Annotated in this window: 21 protein-coding genes; 6 read left to right on the top strand and 15 right to left on the bottom strand. The window is 64.4% G+C overall.

Annotation, left to right across the window (positions count from 1 at the left end):
• Genes sdhC through LGM71_RS23015 form a run of 3 tightly spaced genes read right to left on the bottom strand, consistent with a single transcriptional unit; the run spans position 1 to position 1,638 of the window.
• Entirely contained in the window at positions 1–417 is a 417-nt protein-coding gene (gene sdhC, locus LGM71_RS23025) for a succinate dehydrogenase, cytochrome b556 subunit (RefSeq protein WP_175868010.1), read from the bottom strand.
• Positions 418–430: 13 nt separating this feature from the next.
• Positions 431–883, bottom strand: a complete 453-nt coding sequence (locus LGM71_RS23020; RefSeq protein ID WP_226116520.1) for a DUF3429 domain-containing protein — start codon at positions 881–883, stop codon at positions 431–433.
• A 2-nt stretch (positions 884–885) separates the two neighbouring features.
• Positions 886–1,638, bottom strand: coding sequence for an SDR family NAD(P)-dependent oxidoreductase (locus LGM71_RS23015; protein WP_124625093.1), 753 nt, complete (start codon positions 1,636–1,638; stop codon positions 886–888).
• Positions 1,639–1,924: 286 nt separating this feature from the next.
• On the opposite strand from LGM71_RS23015, the gene LGM71_RS23010 reads away from it, so the two are divergent.
• Complete coding sequence (locus LGM71_RS23010; protein ID WP_319000397.1) at positions 1,925–2,947, top strand: NAD(P)/FAD-dependent oxidoreductase; 1,023 nt, start codon at positions 1,925–1,927, stop codon at positions 2,945–2,947.
• Between the two features lie 286 nt (positions 2,948–3,233).
• Here the strand turns inward: LGM71_RS23010 and LGM71_RS23005 are convergent, their stop codons facing one another.
• On the bottom strand, positions 3,234–4,763 hold the full coding sequence (locus tag LGM71_RS23005) for a cryptochrome/photolyase family protein (protein WP_226116518.1): 1,530 nt from the start codon (positions 4,761–4,763) through the stop codon (positions 3,234–3,236).
• A 378-nt stretch (positions 4,764–5,141) separates the two neighbouring features.
• On the opposite strand from LGM71_RS23005, the gene LGM71_RS23000 reads away from it, so the two are divergent.
• Positions 5,142–6,113 (top strand): MerR family transcriptional regulator, encoded by a 972-nt coding sequence (locus LGM71_RS23000; RefSeq protein WP_226116517.1) that lies wholly within the window; start codon positions 5,142–5,144, stop codon positions 6,111–6,113.
• Positions 6,114–6,339: 226 nt separating this feature from the next.
• Here LGM71_RS23000 and LGM71_RS22995 read toward each other — a convergent pair whose 3' ends face one another.
• The gene (locus LGM71_RS22995; RefSeq protein ID WP_413226904.1) at positions 6,340–7,299 is read right to left on the bottom strand and encodes an alpha/beta hydrolase; all 960 of its coding nucleotides are present in this window, start codon (positions 7,297–7,299) and stop codon (positions 6,340–6,342) included.
• A gap of 710 nt (positions 7,300–8,009) precedes the next feature.
• Between LGM71_RS22995 and LGM71_RS22990 the strand changes: the two genes are divergently transcribed.
• Together LGM71_RS22990 and LGM71_RS22985 are read left to right on the top strand one after the other, a co-directional pair.
• Positions 8,010–8,570, top strand: coding sequence for a DUF2878 domain-containing protein (locus LGM71_RS22990; RefSeq protein ID WP_226116515.1), 561 nt, complete (start codon positions 8,010–8,012; stop codon positions 8,568–8,570).
• Positions 8,571–8,668: 98 nt separating this feature from the next.
• Positions 8,669–10,189 (top strand): cryptochrome/photolyase family protein, encoded by a 1,521-nt coding sequence (locus LGM71_RS22985; protein WP_226116513.1) that lies wholly within the window; start codon positions 8,669–8,671, stop codon positions 10,187–10,189.
• Positions 10,190–10,479: 290 nt separating this feature from the next.
• On the opposite strand, the gene LGM71_RS22980 is transcribed toward LGM71_RS22985, so the two are convergent.
• Positions 10,480–11,064 (bottom strand): fasciclin domain-containing protein, encoded by a 585-nt coding sequence (locus LGM71_RS22980; RefSeq protein ID WP_413226903.1) that lies wholly within the window; start codon positions 11,062–11,064, stop codon positions 10,480–10,482.
• Positions 11,065–11,329: 265 nt separating this feature from the next.
• Here LGM71_RS22980 and LGM71_RS22975 point away from each other — a divergent pair, with 265 nt between their 5' ends.
• Both LGM71_RS22975 and LGM71_RS22970 read left to right on the top strand, forming a co-directional pair.
• On the top strand, positions 11,330–12,019 hold the full coding sequence (locus LGM71_RS22975; protein WP_059602865.1) for a hypothetical protein: 690 nt from the start codon (positions 11,330–11,332) through the stop codon (positions 12,017–12,019).
• A 20-nt stretch (positions 12,020–12,039) separates the two neighbouring features.
• A complete protein-coding gene (locus LGM71_RS22970; RefSeq protein ID WP_226116511.1) occupies positions 12,040–12,708 on the top strand; it encodes a hypothetical protein in 669 nt (222 codons plus the stop codon).
• Positions 12,709–13,041: 333 nt separating this feature from the next.
• On the opposite strand, the gene LGM71_RS22965 is transcribed toward LGM71_RS22970, so the two are convergent.
• The 9 genes from LGM71_RS22965 to argH form a co-directional block, all read right to left on the bottom strand.
• Positions 13,042–14,055 (bottom strand): porin family protein, encoded by a 1,014-nt coding sequence (locus LGM71_RS22965; RefSeq protein WP_226116509.1) that lies wholly within the window; start codon positions 14,053–14,055, stop codon positions 13,042–13,044.
• A gap of 304 nt (positions 14,056–14,359) precedes the next feature.
• Entirely contained in the window at positions 14,360–15,925 is a 1,566-nt protein-coding gene (locus LGM71_RS22960) for a methyl-accepting chemotaxis protein (RefSeq protein ID WP_226116507.1), read from the bottom strand.
• Between the two features lie 154 nt (positions 15,926–16,079).
• A complete protein-coding gene (locus LGM71_RS22955; protein WP_226116505.1) occupies positions 16,080–17,486 on the bottom strand; it encodes an MmgE/PrpD family protein in 1,407 nt (468 codons plus the stop codon).
• Positions 17,483–18,391 (bottom strand): polysaccharide deacetylase family protein, encoded by a 909-nt coding sequence (locus LGM71_RS22950; RefSeq protein ID WP_226116503.1) that lies wholly within the window; start codon positions 18,389–18,391, stop codon positions 17,483–17,485. The genes LGM71_RS22955 and LGM71_RS22950 overlap by 4 nt, the downstream gene beginning before the upstream one ends.
• Positions 18,388–19,260 (bottom strand): polysaccharide deacetylase family protein, encoded by an 873-nt coding sequence (locus tag LGM71_RS22945; protein ID WP_226116501.1) that lies wholly within the window; start codon positions 19,258–19,260, stop codon positions 18,388–18,390. Before LGM71_RS22945 ends, LGM71_RS22950 begins: the two co-directional genes overlap by 4 nt.
• Before the next feature lie 7 nt (positions 19,261–19,267).
• Entirely contained in the window at positions 19,268–20,101 is an 834-nt protein-coding gene (locus tag LGM71_RS22940; protein WP_226116499.1) for an ABC transporter substrate-binding protein, read from the bottom strand.
• 77 nt (positions 20,102–20,178) lie between these two features.
• Positions 20,179–20,982, bottom strand: coding sequence for an amino acid ABC transporter ATP-binding protein (locus LGM71_RS22935; protein ID WP_319000396.1), 804 nt, complete (start codon positions 20,980–20,982; stop codon positions 20,179–20,181).
• Positions 20,979–21,872, bottom strand: a complete 894-nt coding sequence (locus LGM71_RS22930) for an amino acid ABC transporter permease (RefSeq protein WP_226116495.1) — start codon at positions 21,870–21,872, stop codon at positions 20,979–20,981. The genes LGM71_RS22935 and LGM71_RS22930 overlap by 4 nt, the downstream gene beginning before the upstream one ends.
• A complete protein-coding gene (argH, locus tag LGM71_RS22925) occupies positions 21,866–23,299 on the bottom strand; it encodes an argininosuccinate lyase (protein ID WP_124625145.1) in 1,434 nt (477 codons plus the stop codon). Before argH ends, LGM71_RS22930 begins: the two co-directional genes overlap by 7 nt.
• Positions 23,300–23,357: the final 58 nt, after the last annotated feature.

Raw genomic sequence — 23,357 nt, 5'->3', positions numbered from 1 at the left:
TTAGAATGCTCCGAACAGTTTGAGTGCCATGGCGATCGTCAGGGCGATCGAGACGACAAAGACGACGACGGCCGTCCGCTTGCCGCCTTCCTTCGAGACGGCGTCGTGGTTGACGTCCATCAGCAGGTGGCGAATGCCGGCGCAGAAATGGTGGAGGAACGCCCAGGACAGCGCGAGGACGATCAGCTTGACGACGATGTTGGAGAGGAAAGCCTTGAAGACTTCGAAGCTGAGCTCGGAGGTGAGACTCTGGTCGAAGAGGAACAGCAGGAACGGCAGGAACAGGAACAGCAGCGCGCCGCTGACTCGATGGAGGATCGACAATATCGCCGCCAAGGGCATGCGATATTTCATCGTGATATCGCCGAATCCGATGTTCCGGTATTCGGGTTGGCGTCGCGTTCGGGACGTAGTCATGGAAGGATCCGGATCAACCGTTCATCGAAGGTGTGGCGGCCAGTAGCGACAGGCCTGCCACACTCGTCAACAGGCACCGCAACGCGAAATACCAGGCCGGAATGAAATCCTTTCTCCACAGGACGCCGTCGACGGCCGCGCAGGCGACGAGCACGATCGCCATTCCCGTGAGCCGCGCGCCGATGCCAGGCATCATGAGCACGGCCCACGCCATCAAGGCGGGAATCACGCTCCACCCGTAGAGAACACGCTGGCGGGGCGGCGATTCGGCTGCACGCAGCGCGACACCCCAATGCACGGCACCGACGAACGACGCGATACACGCGGCGTAGTTCAGCAGCGCGTGCACGTAATCGTCACTGGCAGCCGACGCGTGGACACTCAGCCACGACAGCGCGATGAACGGCACGAGGCCGGCCAGCGCCAACGCTGCGGGCACGCGGTAACGACGCAGGACCGCACGCATGGTCATGGCCTCGGCGGAACGATCAGCGCGCCCTGACCACCATCGACGCCGAATTGCTGGCCGGTCACCCATGATGCATCGTCGCTCAACAGGAACGCCGCAAGCGCGGCGGGATCGTCGCCGGCGCCGAGCCGTCCGAGCGGATTGGCGTCCGCGAGGCGCTTCGCGACCTGCGGCGCACTGGTCAGACGCGCGGACATTGCCGAGGCGATCAGGCCGGGATGAATGCAGTTGACGCGAATCCCGCGCGCCGCGTAGGTGGCGGCCGCCGACTGCGCGAGCGCGGCCACCGCGGCTTTCGCGCTGGCGATGGCCTCATGGTTCGGGAAGCCGGCTCTCGAAGCGACACTGCCGAACAGCACCGCACTGCCCCCTGCCCGAGCGGCGAGCAACACGCGGACGAACGCGCGCAATGCGTTCCATGCCGAGAAGTAATTCGCCGCGAACGCGTCGTGCAGTTCCGCATCCGAAGTCGAATGCATCGGCTTGACGACGATCGAGCCGACGCAATGCGCGAGCCCGTCGGGCACGCCGAAGCGCTCGATGCCCGTCTCGAGCGCGCGATCGAGCGCCGCCGCGTCAGTCGCGTCGGCAGGCGCAACGACCACACGCTCGCGCGACATCGTCTCGGCAAGGGCGCCGAGACGATCCGCGTTTCGTGCGGTGAGCACCATTGAAACGCCCTTGGCGTTCAAACGACGCGCGAGTGCGCTGCCAACGGCCCCCGTTGCACCGCAGATCCAGACAAAAGCCATGGTGACTCCTGTTGCGAGCATCCGTCCCGTACGGCGACCCCGGCGCCTGCATGCGCGGCGCTCGACGACCGCCGCGCGATGCGCGACCGGGTCGCGTCATGCCATTGATTACGGACTTCATTCTATGCCATTTTTGTGTCGCGTGAAGCGACATTACGACTCACGATACGAACATGACGCAGTATATTCGGGTCAACAGTCACGGAATCCAGCCGATGACGCTCGCATGACGTAGAATTCCTGGTGTGAGCGCGCAAAATGTGCGCACTATTCTGCATTTTTTAAGATGAATCAGATGACTGCATTTTCCGACTCACCCGCCACCATCGCGATCGTCGGCGCGGGAATTGCCGGCCTGGCCTGCGCGCGCGTCCTCGCCGAAGCGGGTCATCGAGTGACGGTGTTCGAGAAAAGCCGTGGAGTGGGCGGGCGAACGAGTACGCGTCGCGCGGACGGCTGGCAGGCCGATCACGGCGCGCAGTATTTCACTGCGCAACATCCGGCATTCGCCGCCGAAGTCGCGCGATGGGTCGCCAGCGGCGCAGCCGCCCCGTGGGCCGCGCGCGTCGCATCGATTGGCTCGCTCGGGCCGCGGGAATTGCTCGCGCCAGCTCAGCGATACGTGGGCGTGCCGGGCATGACTGCACCGGCGCGGCATCTGTCGGCGGGAATCGAGACGGTGCTCGAGACCACGATCACCGAGTTGAGGCGCGACGAACAGGGCTGGCGACTGATCTCGGCCGAGCAGGGTGCGCTGGCCGTGCATCACGATGTCGTCATCGTTGCAGTCCCGGCGCCGCAGGCCGTACCGCTCCTGCGGCGCGCCGAACCGGGTCTCGCGGTGATCGCCCAGCGTACCGAGATGCGCCCGGCCTGGGCAGTGATGGCGCAGTGCGGCCATTTGCCCGATCCGGGCTTCGACGCCGCATTCGTCAATTTCGGTCCGCTTGGCTGGATCGCCCATGACACATCCAAGCCCGGGCGCACCGGCGTGAGCACCTGGGTGCTGCACGCGACGCCCGAGTGGAGCCAGGCTCATCTGGAGGCGCCGCCCGAGCAGATAACGCGCACGCTGCTGGACGCCTTTCGAGACATCGTGGGCGCCACCGCCGATACGGCAACCGCCCATCGCTGGCGCTATGCCGAGCTGGCGTCGTCGTCTGTTGCAGCTCCCGGCCGCTTTGCGTGGCGGGCGGGGCCGCGCATCGGACTGTGCGGCGACTGGCTGGGCGGCGGCAAGATCGAAGGCGCATGGCTCAGCGGCACCGGCCTCGGCAGCGCGGTGGCCGACACCCTGATCACGCGCTGAGCGGCACCGCTCGGATCGCCGCCGCATCACGGCGGCGACCCGAGCGCGCCTTCGCTTGCCGGCGCGGGTTGCTGCGCTTGCGTGATGCCTCGCTGTTCAAACCACGTCGAACACTCGAACCCGCTTCGCTTCGCGAACGCGCAGCGCGGCGGTCGGCGGTCGGCAGGATTGCGCCGGCGCGAGGCAATGGAGATCATTGGCGATCCGAAGCGAATGACGCACTCACGCCGTACGCGCATGCTTCGCACACGCCGTTTTCGACGAAGGCGGCCGATGACCGAACGGCCTACAGCGATTCGATATTCCGTACGACGCTGTCCGCCTGCATGCGAATCGCTTCGAGCGCCTCGTTATCGAAACGCGCGAGCTGCCGATAGACCATCGCAAGCCGATGGTTGTGTTGCAGCGCGTCCCTGTGCCGATCGAAAAAGTCCCAGTACAACGCGTTGAACGGGCATGCGCGCGCACCGGTTCGGGCGTTGCGGTCGTACGCGCAGCCCTTGCAGTAATTGCTCATCCGATGGATGTACGCGGCGCTGGAAACGTAGGGCTTGGTTGCCATTGCGCCGCCGTCGGCGAATTGACTCATGCCGAGCGTGTTCGGCATCTCGACCCATTCGAACGCATCGATATAGACACCGAGATACCACTCATGCACCGCGTGCGGATCCAGCCCGGCCAGCAGCGCAAAGTTGCCGATCACCATCAGCCGCTGGATATGGTGCGCATGCGCGTCTTCGAGCGACTGCCGCAACGCATGCGACATGCAGGCCATTCGCGTGCGGCCATTCCAGAACCAATGCGGCAACGGGCCGCGATGACCGAACGCATTGCTTTTTTCATAGCCCGGCATGCGTGCCCAGTACACACCTCGCACGAACTCGCGCCAGCCCAGTATCTGCCGGATGAACCCTTCGACCGCGGCAAGCGGTGCCGCGCCACTGCGATACGCGTGCTCGGCCCGCGCGACGACTTCGCGCGGATTCAACATTTTCACATTGAGCGCGAACGACAGCATCGAGTGGAACAGTCGCCGAGCACTCCCATGCATCGCGTCCTGGAACTGCCCGAAAAACGGCAGTGCGTGCCGGATGAAGGAGTCGAGGCAGGCGAGCGCTTCGGCTCGATCGACGGGCCAGCGGAAGTCGTCGGCCGACGGCTCCCCGAAACTGCGCACCCCAGCCGCCACGATCTGCCGCCACAGCGCGCGATGATCGTGATGCGGACGCCAGTCGGCCGGTTCCGCGGGCGAGCCGGACCAAGCCTGGCGGTTTTCCGCATCGTAGTTCCATTGCCCGCCTGCCGGCTGCCCTTCCCCGTCGAGCAATACGCGATGGCGCACGCGCATGTTCCGGTAGAAGCGATCCATGATCCATGATCGGCCCGTTCCGAGCACCCGCCCGACCTCGTCGCGCGTCGTGTAGAAATGACCGGTATCGACCGCTCGAACCGGCACGCTCGCAGCTGCTGCATAGGCGCTCAGTTGCTGGTCGACACGCCATTCGTCGGGCAGCAGATACTCGATGCACGCTGCGCCGTGAAGCTCGCCGACACTGTCCAGGTTGGCGGGAATGCCCTGGCGATTGAGCGGGTCGTCGATCTCGATGTAGTGCACGCGATGGCCCGCATCGCGCAACAGCTTCGCGAAGCGACGCATCGCCGCAAAGATGGCAATCAGCTTCTGAGCGTGATGGAGCGTGTAGTCGGTCTCCTGCCGAACTTCCATCAGCAAGTAGATCGTGTCGGCCCGGACATCGGAAAACCAATGATGATTCGGGTCCAGCTGGTCGCCGAGGACAAGCCTTAATGTCTTCATGGAACGCTTCGCCATTGATGATCGCTGCCTGGGTTGTCGAGACACCTGCATCGCCACCTCGCGGCACGCCCCACGCCAGAATCTGTCGCCGCGTCACGACCACGCTCGCCCGTCTGTCGGCGGCGCTGCTTGGAAACGCCCGCGTCATCGCGCGTCGAACGAAACACCTTGCCCCTCCTAGCTAGCGCCCCGCACCGCGCGACCTGACTGACCTCGCGACACCGAGCGGTACCGCTGCGAAGCATTCTAGTCGGCTCGCACTTCGCGAACCAGCTTTCCGGGCAAAAATCCGCATATTGAATCACTTTCCTGCTTCAAATTTCAGGCAAACTGCGTACAATCCTGAGACAACTGTACGTCGACTTTAGGAGAGCAACGATGCCCCCTCGCAAGGATCGCGATACTCCTCACCGCTATCGCAGCGGTGAGGCCGCGCGTCTGGCGCGCATGCCTGCAGCAACGCTGAGGATCTGGGAAAGGCGCTATGACGTGATTGCTCCGCCCAAAACGCCGTCCGGACAAAGGATGTACTCGGACGACGACGTACAGCGAATTCGTTTGCTGAAAGCGCTCGTCAATCAGGGCCACGCGATCGGCTCGATCGCCAGCCTGAGCCGCGACGAACTCGAGGCGTTGTCGCTGACGAATACGCATGGCCCGGCGCTTCCCGAGGCGGGTGTGAGCCTCGCGGTCATCGGTACGCTTTCGATTTCGGAAGCCGCGGTAGAGCGAATGGGAATCCGGATCGCCGCACGAATCGACTCGCTTGACGACGCGAGCGAGCATGCGAGTACGCCAGTAGACGCCCTCATCGCGACGACCACGTCGCTCCATGAGGATGTCGTCTCGCAGCTCGCTGCCGTGGCGCAAAATCTCAACGCGCATGCCGTGGCCGTCGTGTACGCGTTCGGCACCGCAGAGGCGGTCGAGCTGGCGCGTCTGTCGGGGTTCGAGCTTTTCCGGTCGACGGAAGGCCAGACCAACCCCGCATCCATCATTTCGAGACTAGCGCAAGCCGTCGTCAAGGCGCGCCAGTCGAACGAGGCGGATCGCGGGCTTTGGCTGCGCACGCGGCGACGCTTCGACGAAGCGACGCTGGCGTCGCTCAGCGGCCTGTCCACCACCGTCAAATGCGAGTGTCCGCGTCATCTCTCCGAATTGATCATGCAGCTTGGTGCGTTCGAGCGATACAGTGATGAATGCGTGTCACGATCGCCGGCCGATGCGTTGCTGCACCGCCACCTCGGAGACGCAGCAAACCGCGCGGCCGAATTGCTCGAGACGGCGCTTGCCATCATTCTTCGCGAAGAGGGATTGGGCGGAACGACGCCGGAGCTGAAGGCGCTGTAGCGCGGCAAGCGCCGCCGACTGTTTCTACTTGCCCGCGACGATAGGTGGCGATGCTGCGCAGCACACGTGTCAAGCGCATCGTCGCGCGCAATGTGCTGACAGCGAGTGCCGCCCTTTTTCGACGCGTTCGTCGTTGAGCGGCGACGCCGCGGGTTTGTCCGACCGCACGACAAGCCGTCGATTCAGGACCGGCACACCTGCGGGTGCAACGCAGGGCTTTCCTCGATCATCGAGCCGGAACCGAAGAGCGAGCCACCGCGGCAGGGGTTGTCGGCTGCCCGCTCGCGGTTCCAGCATTCGACGCCTTCGCGACGCGATCCGTGAACGCGGAGAGATCGTCGAGTACTGACGCCACCCCTCTCAACGGCGCGCCCAGAACACCGACGATCGACGCATGGCTCACGTTCCCGTAACGCATGACCACGACGGTGTCGCCCATGTCTTGCAATGCGTGCGCGAAGCGGTACGTGTTGCCGGGCTCGACCACCGTGTCGTTCTCCGCGACTGCCAGCCACATCGGCGGCTCTCTACCCTGAACGAATCGAATCGGCTGGCTCGCCGCACGCGCTTCCTGCGGGAATATCTTTTCCAGCGTTGCATCACGCAGCGGCAGGAAGTCATAAGCGCCGGCCAGACCAATGACGCCGGCGATATCGCTCTTCTGCATCTCCTGTGCCGCCAGATAGCGGCCGTCGGTCGCAAGCAATGCGGCAATCTGTGCGCCCGCGGAGTGCCCCATCAGAAACAGGCGACGCGGATCGCCGCCGAACGCAACTGCGTGCTCGCGTGCCCACGCCACCGCCTGCGCCGCATCGTCGACGAAACCGGGAAAGGTGGTCGCCGGATACGTCCTGTAGTCGGGCAACACGGCAACAAAACCCCTCGACGCCAGTGCCTCTCCCACGAAGAGATAGTCCTTGCGCTCGCCGGACTGCCAGCTTCCGCCGTAAAAGAACACGACCACAGGCGCGCCCGCATTCGCATCGGCCGGCCAGTGATGCAAGACGCGCGCGGGCAAGTAGACGTCGAGCACTTGACGCTCGCCGGGTCCGTACGGGATATCTGCGAAAAGACTGAACGTGTACCTCGGCGTTAGCGCGTTCAGGAGCCGCACCGGACTACACGCGCAGAGGAAACCGACCGCGAGCAGCACCGACAGGACGGCCAGTCCGGCTTTCATGTTCATGCAAATCTCCTTACCTGACGATCCCGGTCGCATCCGCCGCCGTGTATGGGGGTTTACGGAACTGGCGCGGACGCGGATGCATGTATCGCACGACAGCCGACACCCGCCGTCCAGGATCCACGAGCGGATGTTCATCGTTCGAGCGCCGGCACGCTCAGGCAATCTCGCGTCTCGTTTGTACGCCCTGCCCGAATTCCGACCGGTTGGCCTATCGGCCCGGTTCAAACCCGACGCTGCGCGACATGAGGCGCGCAATCCCAATGCGTTGCAGCGGCAACCTCGTAAGTGGCAGTGCAGTCCACAGCGCTACCGGCCACCGGGTGCCCGCTCAACGGCATCCAGATATTCCCTTCGCAAGTGCATCCGTCCGCAATGCAGCGTCGTATTGGAGATGGGAATCGACGCCGAATGCCGACAATCGCTCCCTGCAAAGCTATCGTCTGGCAATGGTTCCGCTCGTCGACGATATTGAGAGCCGTCTGCCATGAACGTTCTACCTGCCACTTTCCCCGAGATGCAACGTCGCCGTGGCGGCTGGATCGATTTCGCTTGTCGTCGAGGGCGGCGTATCGCTTTGCTCGGCGCGTACACATGTGCACCACTGATGCACGCGGCATGGCGACCATGTCGTTACTGATCCCGAGCGAACGATCATGACAAGTGCTACGAATCAAGGAACGTCGGGCACGCCAGCGCTGGGCGCCGCTCGCGTGTACGTCTATCTCGCGACGACCCAGATAGGATGGCTGGCATGCGTGATGACTGCCGCATCGCAACGCGCCGCGTGGGGAGTCGCGTATGCGCTGATCGCGACGGTCGGCCATCTTCTCTTCGCACGCCGACCGTCCTCCGAGGCGCGGCTCGTCCTCACGGTCACGGTGTCCGGATGGTTATGGGACAGTGCCGTTGCGCATTCCGGCCTGCTTGTGTACCCGAACGGCGTTTTGCTCAAAGGAACGGCGCCGTACTGGCTTGCGGGGCTATGGGCGCTGTTCGCGATTCAACTCAATACTTTGCTGCACTGGCTCCGGGAGCGACCGCTCATCTCGGTGCTCGTCGGCGCATTCGCAGGCCCGGCGTCCTTTCGCGCAGGTGCGGCGCTGGGGGCCGTTCATTTCAAGGATCCGACTGCAGCGCTCGTCGTTATCGCAACCGGCTGGGCGTTCATCTTGCCGGCCGCGCTCGCGATTGCACGCCATTGGGATGGGGTAACGCCCCTTTCTCCGCCAACAATCGGCGCAGACGTCATGAATGACGCCCGCGCCGAATAGAGATATTGGCTCGATAAAGCTGGAAACGCACAAGAGCGCTTCATCTCCGATTCTCCGATCCCGTTCACATTGCCAACGAACCTTCTCAGGCAACGCACATGACCAGCTCCGAATTGCCGTATCAATCCCGCCCCGTTATCGTATGGTTTCGTGACGATCAGCGGCTCAGCGACAATCCCGCACTTTCTCATGCGGTCAGTACCGGCCATCCTGTTGTTTGCGTTTACGTATACGACCCTGCCCCGAAGATCGGGCGTCCCATGGGTGGCGCGCAACGGTGGTGGCTGCACGAGTCCTTGAGAAAACTCGATGACGCGCTTTCCGCTCTCGGTGGCTCGCTGATCGTGCTTCGCGGAAACGAACATGAAGCCATCAGGAGTCTCGCCCTCGAGACCCAGGCGGCAATGGTTTTGTGGAATCGCCGCTACTCGAAAGCGCAAACGGAAATAGATGCATCGATCAAGAAAGACTTGATCGGCCGCGGAATCGAAGTTTCAACATTCAATGGCCATCTTTTGCGGGAACCTTGGACAGTCACCACACGTGAAGGCTTGCCGTTCCAGGTGTTCAGCGCGTACTGGAGAGCCGCTCAGCGCGATGATTTTTCCCCGCCATGTCCACTATCGGCGCCCTCTCGGATCACGTTCTTTGCCGTCTCCAAAAACGTCAGCGCACACCTCTGTACGCTTGCCGAGCTTGCACTGCAGCCCTCAAAGCCTGACTGGGCGGAGGGGCTGCGTGCGACCTGGCGATGCGGCGAGGATGCGGCTGGACATCAACTTGAGGCCTTCATTGAACACTCGTTTTCCGATTATGCCGGCGCACGAGATTTTCCAGCCACTCAAGCGACGAGCCGGCTTTCTCCCTATCTTCGCTTTGGCAACATCTCGGCTCGGCAAGTGTGGTACGCGACGTTATCAGCGGTAGACGCAATGCGAAGCAGGCGAGTCGTTCGCATTGACGATTCCCAAAAAGAGTCGTTGAACAAGTTCTTCAGTGAACTCGGATGGAGAGAATTCTCGTATTATCTTCTCTATCACTGCAAACCCCTCCATCAGTTCAATTTTCGGCCTCAGTTTGACTCCATGCCGTGGCGCACCGACGGAAAGGCGCTTCGCATGTGGCAAATGGGAAAAACAGGATACCCGCTGGTAGACGCCGGCATGCGCGAGCTTTGGCACACTGGCTGGATGCACAACCGCGTGCGCATGGTGACAGCGTCATTTCTCACAAAGCACTTGCTCATCGATTGGCGTGAGGGCGAAGCATGGTTCTGGGATACGCTGGTTGACGCGGATGAGGCAAGCAATCCCGCCGGGTGGCAATGGGTTTCAGGAAGCGGCGCCGACGCAGCCCCGTATTTTCGAATCTTCAATCCTGTTTTGCAGGGGAAAAAATTCGATCCGAAAGGCGAATACACGCGGCGGTGGGTGCCCGAACTCTCTGCACTTCCCGCCGAATCCGTCCACAGCCCATGGACCGCTTCTACTGAAGCGCTGCAAAAAGCATCCATCAGTCTCGGCGCAAGTTATCCCTTTCCGATCGTGGATCACCAGCTTGCACGCGCGCGAGCCCTCAGCTCGTTAGATCTCCTGGATACCCAAAGCCAAAGGAAGTGATCCTCGGTCGTTATCGAGAAGGTACGGGACGGCACGGGAAACTTCAGCTGCAACCCGGCCACCGGCAAGTTCGTCGATCTCGTCGAAGCCGATATCGTCGATCCCACCACGGTGACGCGCACTGCGCTGCAAGATCGATCGCTGCGATCGAGCACGAATCGTCGGTTGCAACGTTCGGGCTCGACCGTGCGAAAGAAGCGCCCCGACGACACACCGGGGTCGCTGTGATGTGCAGGAGCGTGCCGCCCGCTTCCGCACATCACGTTCTCTGTCAGATACAGGCTGAAGTATCAGGGCATCAGCACGGAGTCGACCACGTGAATCACGCCATTGGACTGCATGACATCGCCGATCGTTACGTGCGCGACGTTACCCTTGTCGTCGGTGATGGCCAGCCCGTTCGTGCCACGGCTGACGATCAGGGCATCACCTTCGACTGTCTTCAGCGTCGCCTTGCCGCCACCTTGGTCGACCGCCTTGGCAAGGTCGAGTGCCGTGAGTCGTCCGGGTACGACGTGATACGTGAGCACCTTGACGAGCGCACCCTTGTTCTCCGGCTTCAATAATGTCTGCACCGTGCCAGCCGGCAACGCAGCGAATGCCTCGTTGGTCGGTGCAAATACCGTGAACGGCCCTTTGCTCGACAATGTGTCGACCAGCCCCCCGGCCTTGACCGCTTCGACCAACGTCGTGTGATCATGAGAATTCACCGCGTTTTCGACGATGTTCCTGGACGGGTACATCGCAGCGCCGCCCACCTCGACCGTCTGCTCCATCGACATGGATCCTGTCTCGGCGGCCTGCGCGTAAATGCACGTTGCGAATGCAAGGGCGAGCGCCACGCCCCCCAGTTTTGCTTTGCTGCCAGATTTCATTTGGGTTCTCCGGGAAATTTGCCGCTGTTGGCTGGAAGCATTCGGATATACGAGTCGAACCGCGCAGCGGATGCGCGGTTGACCAATTCATCGTGACCAGATCTGCGGCCGGGGGACTGGCAAGGGTGTCGAAACCATGTCCATCTGCTGACGTCACTGCATCCGTTCTTGCTTTGCCGCCGTATATGGGTGTGCCATCCAGCCAAGGTGCTTGGCGTCCCACCTCGGGAAATGGCGTCGCGATGGCATCCAGAGGAGACAACTCATGAAGCGTTCCATTGGTATCGCGGTTGCCGCAGCGGCGCTGTTCGCGCTCAGCGCTTGCGGAGGCGGAGATGACATTGCTCCAGCGGTCGCGCAACACCCGGAGAATCAGGCCATCTGGGCCGCGCTCGGTGGAGATTCGGCTGCCCCCGGCGTGGTGGCCGGCGTGGTCAATGCAGCTGTCGCAGGCCTCTTGGCGGACCCGGTCGAGGCGCCCTATTTTGCGGCGGTAACCGGTAATGCCAGCCACAGCAGTGCAGCCCATGACACCCCCGCACGGCTTGAAGCATGCCTCACGCTGCAGTTTGAATCGCTCCTCGGCGGTCCGTACACCTACCCTGGCCCGGTCAAGGTCGCTGGAGACATCGACTCCCAGCCGGAGATGTGCCAAGACATGACGGCTGCCCATAACGACGTCGGCGTTCCCGGCTGCGTGTTCGACCAGTTCATGGTGGATCTCGTCGCGACGCTGCAAAGCAAACTCTCGGCCGCAGACTTTGCAGCACTGACGTCGACGACAAACGGAACGTACGCGCTCACCGAGAAAAATTCAGCCGGCATCCCGGTTGGCACGAAGTTCCAGTTCAGTGCGGTACCAACCCTGTTCAACCTGCGTAGTACCGTAATCAACGCCACGCCCGGCGGCCCGGTGTATCTTCCCCCCACGGTTGCAACATCATGCACGGGCTGACTGCGGTGCGCAGAACTCACGTGATTGCCTGGCTCACTGCGGCAATGCTCGTGAGTGTTGCCGGGATCGGCTGGTTGCACACGTCACAGGGGCGACGGCTCCTCACCGAGCTTGGCGTGAAATGTCCAGTCGATTCCGTCGATTCCCGAACGGTGCTGTCGATTCGCAACAAAGCCATTTTGCTGGAGAAGGGCGTATCAGCGGCCCCTAACCGTCCTGCGTTCGGCCTGCAGCTTGATCGCAGTACCGAAGCAGAAGTGTTGGAAAGAATGTCGCAGGACAAAGCGCAATGCCTCGAATTGTCTCGAGGCTTGCGCTACCTGCGCTGTCGGGGGGTGCCTGCAGAAACGCTCGGCTCGCATGGCCCACCAGTGAGCGAAATATGGTTCAGCTTCGCGCCGGATCGCACGCTGATGGCCATCAATGTGTACCGTCGCGACATGTCCGCAGCTGAAACACGGCAGAGCTGGCAGATCGCCGTCCAGAATCTGCGCAATTTGCTCGGTGCGCCAACATCCGTATCTGGAGATACAACGCTGGAATCGCTTATAGGCAAACCCGTGGCGGTTGCACGGGTGAGCTACACCTATTCGGATTACGTCGCGACAGTTACCGCATCCCACTTGCCATACGGGGGACTGGCAGTCCGCGAGCAATATATGTCGACCGCGGTCAAGCAAGAAGGATGAAGACTTTGACGAGATGCCCGACCACGGTCCGGCATCTCGCGAACCTCATCGCTGGTGAAGATCGCCGGGAGTCAGTAAGCGAACCAGTCCGCATTCCAGCAACGACGACGTTCCAATTCAGCATCAGTTTGTTAGAACTCTTAATAATGTAGCCTGTATAAGAATCGCCCCGACGACAAAGCGACTCACTTGCTGCGCCGGCTTGTTCCACCGACTAACCCGCGCTCGCGCGCCCATACGATCGCCTCGCCGCGCCTGTTCACGTCGAGCACCGCGAAGCCGTCGGCCGTGACCTCGCCAAAAAAGCGTGAGCCTGAACGCAAGAACGAGCCATTAGAAATTGCGTGCCAGGCCGACCATGAACATGTCCTGATCCTTATCGTTGCCCGTTGCGACACGATTGAAGCGCAAGCTGGCAGCCCAATCGTTCGTGACCTGATAGCTCACCTGCGCGCTGAGCAAGGCATTGAGTCTCGTCTTGCTCGAGACTTCGTCCCGATCGCGCGAGAGATACGGACCTACGCCTGCGGAAAGCGTCCATTTGCTCTTGATCGGCGCGACGTACCAGAGTTGCGCTGCCACGCCTCTTCGACCGGCGACGCCATTATTGCCTTCGTAGACGAAGCTCGCCGAATAGGCCCACGCATTGCCGAGCGGCCGCTTGACTTCGACCATATACCCTTTTTCGATCGGCACTTGAGGACGGTTCGTTTGCGACGTCCCGGCCCAAACGCTAAGCTGCGTCTTGCCGTCCGAAAGCGCGGGGCCGGGATCGCCGCCGAAATCCGAGCCGATGCCGAAGAGCACCGCGTCGGAATTGAATCCGCCAATCATCTGGACGTGGTTGTACTGGACCTTGAGGAAGAAGCGGTTGGGAACGACGTAATACCGCACCCCTGCCGACGCACGCACACCCCAGCGCTTGTCGTTGCGCACCGCGTTGTCGACATGCGTCGTGTCCATGCTGAAATACGGTCCCGCCGAGAATTCGAGCGCCACGCGGTTGCCGACCGGCCAGCGAAACGAACCCAGGGCGGCGAAGCCGTCACGGTGGTGATCCAGGGGATGCCCCTCGTTCACATACGCGAGGTAGACCGAGAGGTAGTCATTCAAGACGTCGCCGAAGCCGACTTCGTAGGCGCGCCAATGCATGTCGCCGCCCTCGGTCGCGCGTCCGTCGCCATACACGGCATAGACGTTGATTTTTCTTTCAGTTGGCTTGACCCCGGTCGGCAAGCTCGACGGACTGTCCTCGGCGTGAACGTGGCCTGGGCCGGCCAGAATTGCCAGACCGGCGATCGAGCTTGTGAGCACAAAGCGCGAATAGATGCGACGGCACTGTCCCATTTGGACACCCCCTCACTCTGGTCACAGCGATTTCCTGGACAAGCTGACAGCGATTATAGGCTGCCTCGGGTAACAGGGGCCAGGCCAGTCACTACGCCGGTTGTAGCGTTTACGAGCGGCTCTCGCGATCGGTTGATGCCGGCATGGGTGGCAGTTCCTTTAACTTACATTTCGCTGAACGCGGCAGTGTCATTCATGGCGACACCCTATCCGCTGGTCGCTGAACCTTGTCACGTGAAAGCGCCGCTCGGGCAAGGCTGCTCGCCACGTTACCGGCCATGTGGATCGAGACGGCCGCCCGGGATCACGAATCAGCCTGCGCGGAACCGATCCGAAAGACCGAGACAGTCGCCTCCAGCTGCCCCGCCTGCTCCTTCAGCGACAGCGCGGCCGCCGACGCCTGCTGAACCAGCGCCGCGTTTTGCTGGGTCACCTGATCCATTTGCGTCACGGCCTGATTGACCTGTTCGATGCCTCTGGACTGCTCGTCGGACGCGGCCGCAATCTCGCCCATCAGCACGTGCACGCGTTGCACCGACGTCAGGATATCCGCCATCGTCCCGGTCGCGCGATCGACCTGTCGCGCACCGGTCTCGACGCGTCTCAGCGAATCCGTGATCAGTTCCTTGATCTCGCGGGACGCCGTGGCGCTGCGTTGGGCGAGCGATCGCACTTCGCCTGCGACGACCGCGAATCCGCGGCCCTGCTCGCCTGCCCGCGCCGCTTCGACCGCCGCATTCAGCGACAGGATGTTGGTCTGGAATGCGATGCCTTCGATGACGGAGATGATTTCGGCGATCTTGCCCGACGCTTCCGACAGACCACGCATCGTGTTGACGACTTCCTGCGTCGCCTGATTGCCCTCTTCGGTCAGCAACGCCGCGTCTTGCACCACCTGATTCGCCTGCTTCGCATTCTCGGCATTCTGGCGAACCGTCGAAGTCAGTTGCTCCATCGAGGCGGCCGTTTCCTCCAGCGACGCGGCCTGCTCTTCGGTCCGTTGCGACAGGTCCATGTTGCCGGCCGTGATCTCGTGCGCGGCCGTCTCAATGGAGTGCGAGCCTTCCCGCACCACGCGAATCGTCTGCAGCAGCTTGCCTTGCATCGTCCGCAGGCCGGTCATCAGTTGCCCCATCTCGTCGGTCGAATCGACATCGATCCGCGTCGTCAGGTCGCCGCCGGCAATCGCGCTGAAATGGTCGAGTGCGTGCGCAAGCGGCGCACCGATCGCGCGCTGAAGCGACCACCACGTGAGTACGGCTGCGCCGAGCGCGACCACGATGCCGGCGATCGCGATCCCGACGAACCAGTGGAAACGCGCCTGCGCGGCATCGAACGTGATCCGGGAGGCCGTGATCTGGATTCGGCCGAGCGCGTCCATCGCGTCGGAGACGTCGATGAACAGCGACGGCGGTATGTGCCGCCAGACGTCGGGGATTTTCACGGGATCGCGCGCGTCAATGGCGCTGAACATCGGTTCGAGGCCGTTCTCGACGAGCGCGTTGAACTTCGTGTTCGCGTCGGCCGCGCGGCGCGCTTCTTCGGGGCCGGAGAGCCGCAGCGCGCGATACGCGTCCCACGCCTTTTTCGACGCGGCCAGCAGTTCCCGGGATGTCGCGGTTTCCTGCGGCACGTCGGAACTGTTCGGATCGAGCGCGATGCGATAGAGCCACAGGCGGGTTCTCGACAGCGCGACATTCGCCTGCCCGAGCGCCTCCGACGATGCGAGCCGGTCGGAATAAAGCGTCTTCACATCGTCGTTGCTTATCGCTACGCCAATGACACCGATGATGCCGCCGATGACGAGCAGTACGCCGAGAAAGCCCATCGCCAGCGCCAGCCGGACGCGAATGCTGAAATTCCTGATCATGATGAGGGAAGCGTTGAGCACGAAACCGTTGCATGCGACGCATGCGTGTCCAGCCGATCGAAGGCGGCACGTGCGAGACCGATGCCACGATAACGACCGGAGCGGCGCGTGAATTAGTGCGGAACCGACAAGGAACGTTTCCGGAAACGGGGCGTTATGGGCGGAATTTCGGCGTGGTAGGTGAATCGCCTTCATCGGCCGCGAGCAACGCGTTCAACACCCGCGCGTCCGGCAACCGCTCCAGCGACAGGCACGTGTCGCTCAGCGCATCGACCTGCGCGGGGACGAGCGCGATGCCCGCCAGTGCACGAAACTTCGCCAGCAGTGCCGCATCGGACAGCGGATTGCGTGGATCGCCGAGTGCGATTGGCACGTGATGCGATTGCCGCCGCCCGTCCGCGCGATGCAGGATGACGGTCGGCTCGTCGAGATCGCCGAGTGCCGGATCGACCTCGATCGCGATGCGCGCGAGCAGCGCGGTGACGCGCGAATCCGTGCGCCTGTCGTCGCGATAAGCGCCGATTCCGGTGTCGCCGAACGCAAGCGCTGCCGCAACCGCGTACGGCAGGCTCATCTGCGACGACGACAGTGTCGACAGGTCGCGGCCGCCGCACATCCGGGCCACGAATGCGCTCGCCCGTACGACCACCCGCTCGATCTCGCCGGCCTCGAACGTGCGACCTTCGGCCAGTTGCAGCGCCGCGTCGACCGCCGCATGCGCACTGCGGCACGACGCGTGCGGCTTGATCGAGCAGCGCATCAGTTTCCAGTGCACACCGAGGCCGTCGGTCAATGCGTCGGGCGCATGCGATTGCGCGGCGAACGTGGTGAAGAAGCCGCCCCAGACGTCGTCGAACACACCGGCCGGGCCGCTCACGCCTTCGCGTGCCAGCAGCGCCGCGAGCACGCCGCCCTCCGCCGCCCGCCCGGCGTGCAGCCGCTTCGTCTGCGATCCGTCGTGGATGAAACCCCACAAGCCACCGGAGAAACTCGCCGCATGGCCGAGCGCGTCGCGCGTGCGCGCGGCGTCGAGCCCGAGCACGCGCGCGCTTGCTGCCGCCGCGCCGAACACGCCGCAGCTGAGCGTCGAGTGCCAGCCGGCACCGTTGTGCGCAGAATAGCCGCCAGCCGCCTCGAGCACGCGCCGGCCGACGTCGTAGCCGAGCACGATCGCCGCCACGCATTCCCGGCCGGTGACGGGGCGGTCCGCGCACGATAGCGCGGCGAGCACGGCCGGCATCACCACCGCGCCCGAATGATCGCAGCCGCCGGAATCGTCGAGCTCGAGCGCGTGCGCGGCGATCCCGTTCACGAACGCTGCATCGCGTGCGCCCGCGGCCCGTCGTGTGCCCCACAGTGTCGCGCCGTCATGCGCGACCGTACCGGTCAGCGCGCGCGCACTGCGTGTCTCGACCGCGGAGGTACCGGCCAGCGCCGCGCCGAGCGTGTCGAGGATATGACGCTTCGCCTTCGCGACGACATCGTCTGGCAATGCACTGGCATCTGTCCGCGCGACGAACGCCGCGAGCTGCGTGGCACGCGTTTCCGTCACCGTCTTCATCGCGCCGACTCGTCCGCCACGCAATGCGCGAACACGTCGACCGGATGGCCCGGCGGATTGACGGGCACCTGCGCGCGCCACCAGCGCGCGATGTCGCGCCCGGTCGCGAACCAGACGTCGCCCGCGTCGCGCAGATGCGCGAGCAACGCGCGCAGCAAGTCGATGCGCCCCGCGGTGCCGATGATCTCGGGATGCAGACGCAGCACGCAGCACAGCCCGAAGCGGCGAAACCCGTCGACGTCTCGCCGCCAGTTGTCGAGCACGTCACGGTACGCCGCGATGCGCGGCTGGCCGGTCGGCACGGGCGGCGACAGGTTGAACTCGAAGTACGGCTCGTCCTCGAGCTCGTAGTGCAGCGGCAGCTCGACGAGCCGCGCACCGTCCGCGTGGCCCTCGCCGCGCGGATGCACGTACGGCAGATCGTCGCCGCGCCACGACGACGACCACGTGAAGCCTTCCGCGACGAGCCAGTCCGCGAAGCCGTCGGCCCAGTTGCCGGTGAACGAGCGAAACCCTTCGACGTCGCGGCCGATCGTGTCCGCGAGCGCCGCGCGCCCGGTGCGGCACGCGTCGATCTGCGCGGCGAGCGGCAGCGCGTCAAAGTCTTCGCAGCGATAGCCGCTCACGCCGAGTTCATGGCCGGCAGCGTCGATCTCGCGCACCGCATCCGCATGCGTCTTGGCGACGATGCCCGGGACGAACCAGCTCGCCGGCACACCGAATGCATCGAACGCATCGAGCAAGCGATCGACGCCGCGCGTCGCGCCGTAGCGCCATACCGACAGCGATTTCTCGCGGCCGACGATACGCGGCTCGCGTGTCTGGATACCGTGTATGTCGTTGAAATCGACCGTGATCGCGATCGCGCAACGCGCGCCGTCCGGCCAGGCAGGAAGTGTCGTCACAGGCCGCTCCGTTGTGTCGATTGCGTGTCGGACGAGTGCTGCGTGAGCCACCAGTCGGCCACTTCGCGACAGCGCGCGAACCAGACGCCGTCCCGCGCGCGCATGTGTTCGAACCACGCTTCGAGCAGCGCGAGGCGGCCGGGCTTGCCGCAGACTTTCGGATGCAGCAGCGTCGTCAGGCACAGCCCTTCGCGGTATATACCGTCGAATTCGCGCGTCCAGTTGTCGAGCGTCGCATCGTAGCCGGCGATCCGGTCGAGCCCGGCCGGATAGTCGGGGTTGCGGTGATATGCGAGCGACGCGTAATCGTCGGTTTCCCAGCGGCCGGGAATCTCGACGAGCGGCGGCTCGCCGTCAGCGCCGGGCAGCAGGTATGGACGGTCGTCGCCACGCATCGAACTCGAATAGCGCACGCCGGCTTCGCGCAGCACGCTCACTGTCGCCGCGCTCCAGTCGCCGGACGGCGTGCGGAACCCGACCGGCCGCACGCCGAGCGTACGGTAGAGAATCTCGGCCGACTGCGCCATGATCTCGCGCTGCCGTTTGGGTTCGAGCGTCCAGAACGCTTCGTGGCGGTAGCCGTGATAGCCGATCTCGTGCCCGCGCTCGACGATCGCCGCGCATTGCGCGGGCCAGGTCCGCGCGACCCACGCGGGCACGAAGAACGTCGCGGGCAGGTCGAACGACGCGAGCACGTCGAGCAGCCGGCCGAGCGCGCGCCACGGCCCGTAGCTGCCGAGCGTGAAATACGCGGGGTTGCGCCAGATCGACCCGTTCAGCATCGCGTCGCCGGTCGGGCCGTCGAGATCGAACGCGAGCGCGACGCACGCGCGCTTCGCGTCCGGCCACCTGGGAGCCAGGTCCGTCATCGCGCGCTCAGTGCGTGCCGTTGATCATCGCCTTCGTCACCGCGTGCTCCTGCAGTCCCCACTTCGCCAGGATCTTCTGGTAGGAACCGTCCGCGATCAGCTGGTTGAGCGCCGTCGTCAGCGCGCCGCTCAGCGCGGTGTTGCTCTTCGCGACGCCGATGCCTGTGTATTGCGACATGAACGGCTTGCCGACCGGCGCGTAGGCGTTCTGCTCGAGGCTGTTCTGGTAAGGCAGCGTCTCGCCGCCCTGCACGGCCGCGTCGATGCGGTTCTGGCGCAGCTGCATGCGCGCATCCGACGAGCCGTCGGTGCCGACCACCACGATTGCCGGCTTGCCGGCCTTCACGCAGTTCTCCGCGCTCCACGCCGTCGTATTGTCCGGGAACGACGTGCGCCGGCTCGACCCGACGCGCTTGCCGCACAGCGCGCCCATCTGCGCGAACTCGCCCGCGCGCGTCTTCAGCACGTAGAACTGCGGCCCCGTCTCGATGTAGTCGACGAACGTCACCGCATCGCGACGCGTCGGCAGGTCGGTCATGCCGGACAGGATCATGTCGACGCGCTGCGTCGCGACCGCGCTCATCATCTGGTCGAAGCTCGTCTCGACCCAGTTCAGCTTCGCGCCCATCTTCGCGGCGAGCGCCTCGCCGAGATCGACGTCGAAGCCCGCGAGCTTGTCGGTCGCCGGGTCCTTGTATTCGAACGGCGGGTAGTTCGGCACAATCGCGACGTTCAGCGTGCGCTTGACGTTCGCGGCCTGGGCGACCGCGAAGGAGGCATGAAGCGCGAGCGTGCCGAATGCGGCAGCGGCCAGCGTGCGGGTCAGGACGGATGCTTTCATGGGGTGTCGCCTTGTCGTGGTGGTGTAAGGGGGTACCGCGGTGCTGCGTTGCACGTCTCGTCGGCGGCGCGATCCGCTCAGGCAATCACGGCTGAGATGAAGTCGCGGGTGCGCGCATGCGTCGGTGCAGACAGCACCTGGTCGGGCGGCCCGCTCTCGACGATCCGTCCGGCGTCCATGAACACGACGCGATCGGCGACCTCGCGCGCGAAGCCGAGCTCGTGCGTGACGACGATCATCGTCATCCCGCTCTTCGCAAGATCGCGCATCACGGCCAGCACTTCGCCGACGAGTTCGGGGTCAAGCGCCGACGTCGGTTCGTCGAACAGGATCAGTTGCGGATGCATCGCGAGCGCCCGCGCGATCGCGACGCGCTGTTGCTGGCCGCCCGACAGCTCGACCGGAAACGCGTCGCACTTGTGCGCAAGGCCGACGCGCGCGAGCAGCGCGCGGGCCTCTTCTTCTGCTTGCGCGCGGCGGCGCTTGAGCACCTGCACAGGCCCCTCGATCACGTTTTCGAGCGCGGTCTTGTGCGGGAACAGGTTGAAGCGCTGGAACACCATGCTCGTCGCGAGCCGCTGGCGCGCGACCTGACGCTCCGACAGCTCGTGGAGCCGGTTGCCCGTGCGCCGGTAACCGGCCAGCTCGCTGTTGACCCACAGCGCGCCCGCGCTGATCGTCTCGAGCTGGTTGATGCAGCGCAGGAACGTGCTCTTGCCGGAGCCGGACGGCCCGATGATGCACAGCACTTCGCCCTGCGCGACGTCGAGCGTGATACCGTGCAGCGCCTGGAAATCGCCGTACGACTTGCGCACGTCGACCGCGCGAACGACCGCGTTCGTCATGACGTTCTCCTTAGGGTTGTGGGTCGTACCGCTCATTTTCGGCCCGCCGCGCGGCCTGCGCCGCGTGCGAAGCGCCGTTCGACACGAGCCTGCGCGAACGACAGCACGGTGACGACTGCGAGATACCAGATGCCCGCGACGATCAGCAGCTCGATCACGCGCGCATTCGCGTAGTAGATGTTCTGCGCGTTGTGCAGCATTTCGGCGTACTGCACGACGCTCGCGAGCGACGTCAGCTTGACCATGCCGATCAGCTCGTTGCCGATCGGCGGCACGATCACGCGCATCGCCTGCGGCAGGATGATCCGGCGCAGTGCCTGCAGGCGCGCCATGCCGATCGATTTCGCGGCCTCGTACTGGCCGGTGTCGACCGACAGCAACCCCGCGCGCACGACTTCCGACGTATACGCGCCCTGGTTGATGCCGAGCCCCAGCACCGCCGCGAGGAACGGCGTCATCACGTCGACGGTCCGGAACTCGGCGATCCCCGGGATGCCGAGCGTCGGAAACACCAGCGCGAGGTTGAACCACAGCAGTAGCTGGAGGATCACCGGCGTACCGCGGAACAGCCAGATGTAGCCCTGCGCGATCGCACCGAGCACCGGGTTCGACGACAGCCGCATCACCGCGGTGACGACCCCGAGCACAATGCCGAGCGTCATCGCGAGGACGGTCATCACGATCGTGTTGCCGAGTCCGGTCAGGATCGAGTGCGCGGTCAGGAACTGGCCGACGACGCGCCATTCGATCTGCCCGCGCGCGAACGCGAGCGCCACGTAGGCGAGCGCGGCGATGATCGCGATCGACGCGACATAGCGGCCCCAGTAGCGCCGGCGCACGCGCACGAGTGCGGCGGTGTCGTCCGCCGCGGCGACGCCCGCGGCCGGTGCGCCGTGGAGACGGTGCGAATCGGATGCGCTCAGCATGATGGCCCCCGGTAGTCGGCCGCCCACGCGGCCTGGCGTTCGATCGCGTTGCTCAGGCGGCCGATCTGCTCGCGCACGCGCGCGGGCGACGTGCCGCCGGCGCCGCCGCGAGCGGCGACGGCCGCGTCGAGCGTCAGATGCGCGCGCACCGCCGGTGCGAGGCGAGCGTCGACGGCCTGCAGCTGCTCCGTGCTGGCATCCGCGAGCTCGATGCCGTCGCGTTCACACGCGCGCACGAGCGCGCCGGTGATCTCGTGCGCCTCGCTGAACGGCACGCCCGACAGCGCCAGCCAGTCGGCGACTTCGGTCGCGAGCGTGAAGCCGAGCGGCGCCTGGCGGCGCATCTCGTCGACGTTGACGCGCATCGTGCGGATCATCCCCGCCATGGCGGGCAGCACGAGTTCGAGCGTGTCGATCGAATCGAACGCGGCGATCTTGTCTTCCGCGAGATCGCGGTTGTATGCGAGCGGCAGCGACTTGAGCGTCGCGAGCAGGCCGGTCAGGTTGCCGATCAGGCGCCCCGCCTTGCCACGCGTGAGTTCCGCGATGTCCGGGTTCTTCTTCTGCGGCATGATCGAACTGCCCGTCGCGTAGCCGTCGTCGAGTTCCACCCAGCGGAATTGCCGGGACGTCCACAGGATCACTTCTTCCGACAGGCGAGACAGATCAACCGCCAGCATGCTGGTGACGAACGCGAATTCGGCGACGTGATCGCGCGCGGCCACCGCGTCGATCGAGTTCTCGCACGGCGCGTCGTAACCGAGCTCCTGCGCTGAAAGATCGGGGTGCACGCAGATCGCCGAGCCGGCCAGCGCGGCCGCGCCGAGCGGCGAGCGTGCGGTGCGGCGGTCCCAGTCGACCAGGCGGTCGGCATCGCGATACAGCGACTGCGCATGCGCGAGCAGCTGATGACCGAACACGATCGGCTGCGCGGGCTGCAGGTGGGTGAAGCCGGCGGTGACCGTGTCAATGTGCCGGCTTGCCTGGCCGACCAGCGCATCCTGCAGGTCGAGCACGCCGCGTACGAGCTGGCGCGCCTTGTCGCGCAGGTACAGACGCAGGTCGTTCGCCGCCTGGTCGTTGCGCGAGCGCCCGGCGCGCAGCTTGCCGCCGAGCGCCGGCAGCCGCTGCGTGAGCACGCGTTCGAGGAACGTGTGCACGTCCTCGTCGGCGAGCGAAGGCGCGATCGCACCGGCCGCATGGTCGCGCGCGATGCCGTCCATCGCGGCCAGCAGCTGCGCGAGCTCGTCGTCATTCACGATGCCGGCACGGTTCAACTCGCGTGCATGCGCGCGGGAGCCTGCCAGGTCGTACGGGACGAGTCGGTAGAAACTCGGATCGGAGCGCGACAGGTTCTGCAGCGCCTCGGACGGTTTCGACTGAAAGCGACCGCCCCACAGGCGCTCGATCGGTTCGGTAAGGCTCATTGCGGACGACCTCGTCTCGGTTGGAGTGCCCTCACTGTAGGCATTCAATTTTTTTTGT

It is taken from the genome of Burkholderia sp. AU33545 (assembly GCF_020419685.1).
Classification (GTDB): domain Bacteria; phylum Pseudomonadota; class Gammaproteobacteria; order Burkholderiales; family Burkholderiaceae; genus Burkholderia; species Burkholderia diffusa.
The sequence above is the reverse complement of the archived record's forward strand: the minus strand, read 5'-3'. Positions and strand labels throughout refer to the sequence as shown.

What these genes read in the sequence shown, in the direction of transcription:
- LGM71_RS23000 (WP_226116517.1), top strand. Translation starts at nt 5,142, where the DNA reads ATGCCCCCTCGCAAGGATCGCGATACTCCTCACCGCTATCGCAGCGGT.
- sdhC (WP_175868010.1), bottom strand. Translation starts at nt 417, where the DNA reads ATGACTACGTCCCGAACGCGACGCCAACCCGAATACCGGAACATCGGA.
- argH (WP_124625145.1), bottom strand. Translation starts at nt 23,299, where the DNA reads ATGAGCCTTACCGAACCGATCGAGCGCCTGTGGGGCGGTCGCTTTCAG.
- LGM71_RS23010 (WP_319000397.1), top strand. Translation starts at nt 1,925, where the DNA reads ATGAATCAGATGACTGCATTTTCCGACTCACCCGCCACCATCGCGATC.
- LGM71_RS22930 (WP_226116495.1), bottom strand. Translation starts at nt 21,872, where the DNA reads ATGCTGAGCGCATCCGATTCGCACCGTCTCCACGGCGCACCGGCCGCG.
- LGM71_RS22965 (WP_226116509.1), bottom strand. Translation starts at nt 14,055, where the DNA reads ATGGGACAGTGCCGTCGCATCTATTCGCGCTTTGTGCTCACAAGCTCG.
- LGM71_RS22955 (WP_226116505.1), bottom strand. Translation starts at nt 17,486, where the DNA reads ATGAAGACGGTGACGGAAACGCGTGCCACGCAGCTCGCGGCGTTCGTC.
- LGM71_RS23020 (WP_226116520.1), bottom strand. Translation starts at nt 883, where the DNA reads ATGCGTGCGGTCCTGCGTCGTTACCGCGTGCCCGCAGCGTTGGCGCTG.
- LGM71_RS22960 (WP_226116507.1), bottom strand. Translation starts at nt 15,925, where the DNA reads ATGATCAGGAATTTCAGCATTCGCGTCCGGCTGGCGCTGGCGATGGGC.
- LGM71_RS22975 (WP_059602865.1), top strand. Translation starts at nt 11,330, where the DNA reads ATGAAGCGTTCCATTGGTATCGCGGTTGCCGCAGCGGCGCTGTTCGCG.
- LGM71_RS23005 (WP_226116518.1), bottom strand. Translation starts at nt 4,763, where the DNA reads ATGAAGACATTAAGGCTTGTCCTCGGCGACCAGCTGGACCCGAATCAT.
- LGM71_RS22945 (WP_226116501.1), bottom strand. Translation starts at nt 19,260, where the DNA reads ATGACGGACCTGGCTCCCAGGTGGCCGGACGCGAAGCGCGCGTGCGTC.
- LGM71_RS22995 (WP_413226904.1), bottom strand. Translation starts at nt 7,299, where the DNA reads ATGAACATGAAAGCCGGACTGGCCGTCCTGTCGGTGCTGCTCGCGGTC.
- LGM71_RS22940 (WP_226116499.1), bottom strand. Translation starts at nt 20,101, where the DNA reads ATGAAAGCATCCGTCCTGACCCGCACGCTGGCCGCTGCCGCATTCGGC.
- LGM71_RS23015 (WP_124625093.1), bottom strand. Translation starts at nt 1,638, where the DNA reads ATGGCTTTTGTCTGGATCTGCGGTGCAACGGGGGCCGTTGGCAGCGCA.
- LGM71_RS22935 (WP_319000396.1), bottom strand. Translation starts at nt 20,982, where the DNA reads ATGAGCGGTACGACCCACAACCCTAAGGAGAACGTCATGACGAACGCG.
- LGM71_RS22980 (WP_413226903.1), bottom strand. Translation starts at nt 11,064, where the DNA reads ATGAAATCTGGCAGCAAAGCAAAACTGGGGGGCGTGGCGCTCGCCCTT.
- LGM71_RS22985 (WP_226116513.1), top strand. Translation starts at nt 8,669, where the DNA reads ATGACCAGCTCCGAATTGCCGTATCAATCCCGCCCCGTTATCGTATGG.